The following is a 1977-nucleotide window of genomic DNA, read 5'->3' as shown; positions in this document are numbered from 1 at the left end:
GTATAAAGAATACGGTGACTTTCTGCCTTCAATAATGGCATGGCCTTTAAAGAGCTTTACTCTTACCGTTCCAGTAACATATGTTTGTGTTTCCTCAAGAAATGCAAGCAGTGCATCCTTTAGCTGTGAAAACCACAATCCTTCATAAATTAATTCAGCAATTTTCTTTTCAATGACAGGTTTAAAATGAGCAACCTCTTTTACGAGTGTTAAATCTTCAAGCTCTTTATGAGCTTTAATTAGCGTCATCGCACCAGGACACTCATAAACTTCACGTGATTTAATGCCAACAAGACGATTTTCAACATGATCAATACGGCCTACACCATGTTTTCCAGCTAAGTAGTTCAATTCTGAAATAAGCTCAGATAGTGGATATTTTTTACCGTTTAAACTAACAGGCACGCCTTTTTCAAAATCGACTTCAACAATATCGGCTTGATCTGGAGCATTCTCTAGACTAGATGTAAGCTCATATGCATCTTCAGGAGGAGCTGCCCAAGGATCTTCTAAAATTCCGCACTCATTGCTTCTGCCCCATAAATTCTGATCGATGGAATAAGGAGAATCAAGATTGATCGGAATGGGGATATTTTTTTGTTTTGCATACTCAATTTCTTCTTCACGCGACCATTTCCATTCACGAACTGGCGCAAGTACTTTCAATTCAGGATTTAATGCTTGAATAGCTACTTCAAAGCGAACCTGATCATTTCCTTTTCCTGTACAACCATGCGCAACGGCTACTGCTCCTTCTTTTTCTGCAACCTCTACCAGCTTTTTAGCAATTAAAGGTCTTGAAAGTGCGGATACAAGCGGATACTTATTTTCATAAAGTGCATGGGCTTTAAGTGCCACTAATGCAAACTCATTGGCAAATTCTTCTTTTGCATCAATGACATATGAAGAAACTGCACCAACCTTAAGTGCTTTCTCCTTAATAAAGTCTAGATCTTTTCCTTCACCCACATCCAAGCAGCAGGCAACTACTGAATAACCTTGGTCTCCGAGCCATTTAATTGCAACTGAAGTATCTAATCCGCCTGAATAGGCAAGAACTATTTTTTTTGGATTTGTCATTATGTGTAAATCCCCTTTCGTTTTATACGTATAAATATACAATTTATTATATTTTTATTCATTTATTATGCTATTACTTTATCAACCTTTCTTATAAAAATCAATACAAATTCACTCAATTGAATAAAAATTAAATATTCTGTATTTTATATACTCACCGAAATATACTCAAATGAAATACTGGGACATTTAAAAAAGAATTAGAAAAAATAAAAAGTTCATTAAAAATATAAAAAAAACAAAGCTGTCAACGCAGGAATCAAGAGGGGTTTTTCGCTCCAATTCACTAAACTTATAAATTTTTCATCAAAAAAAATCGATGAGGCTGGGACAAAACGAAATTACTATTTGTAAAACACGATGTTCATTTTCAAGATTTACGTGTTTACACAAGCCCGTTCCATTGCGCTGCAGACCCTCGCTTTCCGTGGGGAGGAAGCTGAGCCTCCTCGAAGCAAAGTGCGGGGGTCTCACCTTTTCCTCTATTGCCAAATGGAGTCGAGTGTCCTCCGCTCCATTTCACTCATGTTTATAAAATGTATTTTATAATCATAAATAAAAAAGCCGAATGATTAAAGATTGATTCTCTAATCATTCGACTTATGTTTATTTATTATCTGCTTCCTTTAATGTAAGGCACACCAGAAGCTTTTGGTGCATCAGCGCGGCCGATAAATCCTGTAAGTGCAAGGATTGTTAATACGTACGGCGCAATTAATAGGTACACATTTGGAATATTTTCCAAGAACGGCAAGCTGTTGCCGATGATGCTTAAACTTTGCGCAAATCCAAAGAATAGAGCTGCACCCATGGCACCAAGCGGATGCCATTTACCGAAGATCATCGCTGCAAGAGCCATGAACCCTTGTCCGCTGATAGTAGCATGTCCAAAATCGG

The 1977-nt window shown here is 37.3% G+C and carries 1 protein-coding gene and 1 pseudogene; both read right to left on the bottom strand.

All coding sequences use genetic code 11. The features are described 5' to 3' along the window. Positions 1–1122: argininosuccinate synthase (locus OQ279_RS18875; RefSeq protein WP_274704499.1), on the bottom strand; the 1122-nt coding region annotated here is incomplete at its 3' end. A gap of 571 nt (positions 1123–1693) precedes the next feature. After that, positions 1694–1977 (bottom strand): annotated as a pseudogene (locus tag OQ279_RS18870) (hypothetical protein); the annotation flags it as partial.

Origin of the sequence: Salinimicrobium profundisediminis, assembly GCF_026241755.1 — a bacterium.
Taxonomy (GTDB): domain Bacteria; phylum Bacteroidota; class Bacteroidia; order Flavobacteriales; family Flavobacteriaceae; genus Salinimicrobium; species Salinimicrobium profundisediminis.
The sequence above is the reverse complement of the archived record's forward strand: the minus strand, read 5'-3'. Positions and strand labels throughout refer to the sequence as shown.